Origin of the sequence: Mycobacterium sp., assembly GCF_049683935.1 — a bacterium.
Classification (GTDB): Bacteria; Actinomycetota; Actinomycetes; order Mycobacteriales; family Mycobacteriaceae; genus Mycobacterium.
Window position 1 is genome coordinate 1 of sequence record NZ_JBAUJR010000010.1, and the last position, 3185, is coordinate 3185.

The 3185-nt window shown below is 67.8% G+C and carries 3 protein-coding genes; 2 read left to right on the plus strand and 1 reads right to left on the minus strand.

Annotated features, from left to right (window positions below):
• Both WA965_RS00455 and serB read left to right on the plus strand, forming a co-directional pair.
• Positions 1-721: cytochrome c oxidase subunit I (locus tag WA965_RS00455; RefSeq protein WP_526446887.1), on the plus strand; the 721-nt coding region annotated here is incomplete at its 5' end.
• 26 nt (positions 722-747) lie between these two features.
• Positions 748-1995, plus strand: a complete 1248-nt coding sequence (serB, locus tag WA965_RS00460; RefSeq protein WP_526298111.1) for a phosphoserine phosphatase SerB — start codon at positions 748-750, stop codon at positions 1993-1995.
• Between the two features lie 79 nt (positions 1996-2074).
• On the opposite strand, the gene WA965_RS00465 is transcribed toward serB, so the two are convergent.
• Positions 2075-3185, minus strand: a 1111-nt coding sequence (locus WA965_RS00465) for an aminotransferase-like domain-containing protein (RefSeq protein ID WP_526446889.1), incomplete at its 5' end; no start/stop codon positions are given.

A 3185-nucleotide genomic window follows, 5' to 3' on the forward strand; every position in this document is an offset into this window, starting at 1 on the left:
CAACTGGATAGGCACGATGTGGAAAGGCCAGTTGACGTTCGAGACACCGATGTTGTTCTCGGTCGGCTTCATCGTGACCTTCCTTCTCGGCGGTCTGTCGGGCGTGCTGCTGGCCAGCCCGCCGCTGGACTTCCACGTCACCGACAGCTACTTCGTCATCGCGCACTTCCACTACGTGCTGTTCGGCACCATCGTGTTCGCCACCTACGCCGGCATCTACTTCTGGTTCCCGAAGATGACCGGCAGGCTGCTCGACGAGCGGCTGGGCAAGCTGCACTTCTGGTTGACGTTCATCGGGTTCCACACCACGTTCCTGGTGCAGCACTGGCTCGGTGACGAAGGCATGCCGCGCCGCTACGCCGACTACCTGCCCAGCGACGGCTTCACCACGCTGAACATCGTCTCGACGATCGGCGCGTTCATCCTCGGTGCGTCGACGCTGCCGTTCCTGTGGACCATCTTCAAGAGTTGGCGCTACGGCGAGGTCGTCACGGTCGACGATCCGTGGGGCTACGGAAACTCCCTGGAGTGGGCCACCAGCTGCCCGCCGCCCCGGCACAACTTCACCGAGCTGCCCCGGATCCGCTCCGAGCGCCCCGCCTTCGAGCTGCACTATCCGCACATGGTCGAACGGATGCGCCGCGAGGCTCACGTCGGCCGGGCGCACGGACCTGAGGACGGCGATGTCACCAGGATCGACGACGTCGAGGTTCGTAGCTGACCGAGCGTGCGGGCGGCACCCACGGGGTGGGGGCGTCAGGAGCGGCGCGGGAGCGCTCGTCGCTGCTGATCACGGTCACCGGTCATGATCAGCCCGGCGTCACCTCGGCCCTGTTCGAAGTGTTGTCCCGGCACCGCGTCGACCTGCTCAACGTCGAACAGGTCGTCATCCGCGGGCGGCTGACGCTCGGCGTTCTCGTCGCGGGGCCCGCCGCGGTCGCCGGCGGTCCGGAACTGGCCGCGGAGGTCGAGTCCGCGATCCACGGCGTCGGTCTCGACGTGACCATCGAGGCCAGCGACGGCATGCCGGTGCTGGGGGAGCAGCCCTCGACGCACACCATCGTGGTGCTGGGCCGGCCGATCTCCGCCGAAGCATTCGGGGTCGTGGCCCGGGAGGCGGCCACGCTGGGTGTGAACATCGACTTCATCCGCGGCGTCTCCGACTATCCGGTGACCGGCCTGGAACTGCGGGTGACGGTGCCGCCCGGAGCGTACGGCCAGTTGCAAGCGGTGCTCGCCCGGGTGGCCGTCGAGGAAAGCGTGGACATCGCGGTCGAGGACTACAGCCTGTCGCGGCGCGCCAAACGGTTGATCGTCTTCGACGTCGACTCCACCCTGATCCAGGGTGAGGTCATCGAGATGCTCGCTGCCCATGCCGGCGCCGAGGCGGCCGTCGCCGAGGTCACCGCCGCGGCGATGCGCGGCGAGATCGACTTCGCCGAGTCGCTGCACCGCCGCGTCGCGACCCTCGAAGGGCTGCCGGCCGAGGTGCTCGACGAGGTCGCCGACCAGATCGAGTTGACCCCGGGTGCCCGTACCACGCTGCGGACATTGCGGCGGCTGGGTTATCACTGCGGCATCGTCTCCGGCGGCTTCCGGCAGGTGATCGAACCCCTCGCGCACGAGTTGATGATGGACTTCGTCGCCGCCAACGAGTTGGAGATCGTCGACGGCAAGCTCACCGGGCGGGTCGTCGGTGATGTCGTGGACCGGCCCGGAAAAGCCAAGGCGCTGCGCGATTTCGCCCAGCAGGCGGGTGTGCCGATGGAGCAGACGGTGGCGGTCGGCGACGGCGCCAACGACATCGACATGCTGTCGGCTGCGGGTCTCGGGGTGGCGTTCAACGCCAAGCCTGCGCTGCGTGAGGTGGCGGATGCGTCGCTGAGCCACCCCTATCTCGACACCGTGCTGTTCATCCTCGGCGTCACCCGCAGTGAGATCGAGGCGGCGGATGCAGTCGACGGCTTGGTGCGGCGGGTCGACATTCCCGACTAGGCGGACCGCCGGAATTGCGTTCCGGCAGGCCCGTTCTCGAACTTTTTCTGCTGGAATGCAATTCCGGCGGAGAAGCGCGTCATACCACGACGGTCGTGGGTTCCGTTGCGGCGGAACCGGTCACGCTGTGCCAGGCGCGGGCGAGCAGGCCGACGGCTTCGGAGAGTTGGTCCTCGGGCAGCGCGTAGGGGATCCGGACGAAACGCTCCAGCGTTCCGTCGACGCCGAACCGAGGGCCGGCGGGCAGGTCGAGGCCGATGCGCGAGGCGGCCGCAGACAACGCGGTGCTCATCGGAGCGGGCAGTCGCACCCACAGCGACATGCCACCGGCGCCGGGTCCCGGTTGCCACTCGGGTAGCTGCTGGTGCAGCAGCGACCGGAGGAACGCTCTCCGGGTCCGCAGGATCTCCCGGCGCTCCGGAAGCAGTTCCTCGTGCTGCGCGAGAAGCCTTGCTGCGGCCAGTTGTTCGAGTATCGCGGTACCCATGTCGATCGAGGGTCGCAGCGTGGTCAGGGTGGCGATGGTGTTGCGCTCGGCGCGGATCCAGCCGATCCGCAACCCACCCCAGAACGACTTCGACATCGAGCCGACCGTCAGCACCAGGTCACGTCGGCCGGTCAGTTCGGCGGCCAATGGCGGAGGCGCCGGCCGATCGATCCACATGTCGGTGATCGTCTCGTCGATGACAGTCCGGGTCCGGGTCTCGGTGATGATGTGCGCCAGACGTTTTCGATCAGCAGCAGACAGGGTGTGGCCGGTCGGGTTGTGATTGTCGGGAATCAGGTAGGCGAGGTTGGGTGCCAGCTGATGCACCGCCGCCTCCACCGCATCCAGATCCCAGCCGTCCTCGGTCATCGACACCGGAACCGCACGCGCCCCCGCGGTGGTGATCGCCGACAGCGCACCGTGATAGGTGGGCTGCTCCACCAGGACGCGGTCACCGGGCTGGATGTATGTCGTGAGGATCAAACCGATGGCGTGCAACGCCCCGGTGGTCACCATCACCTCGTCCGGTTCGGTGGGAAGACCTCGCTCGCAGTACCTTTCGGCTATGGCCTCGCGCAGCGCCACGGTGCCGACGAGCTCGTGGCCCATGCCCTGCAGGTACGGCGTCACGTCGTCGGCCGCTGCGGCGTAGGCCGTCATCACCGCGGACGCCGGCGCGGACAGTGCGGCGCCGGCCAGGCTC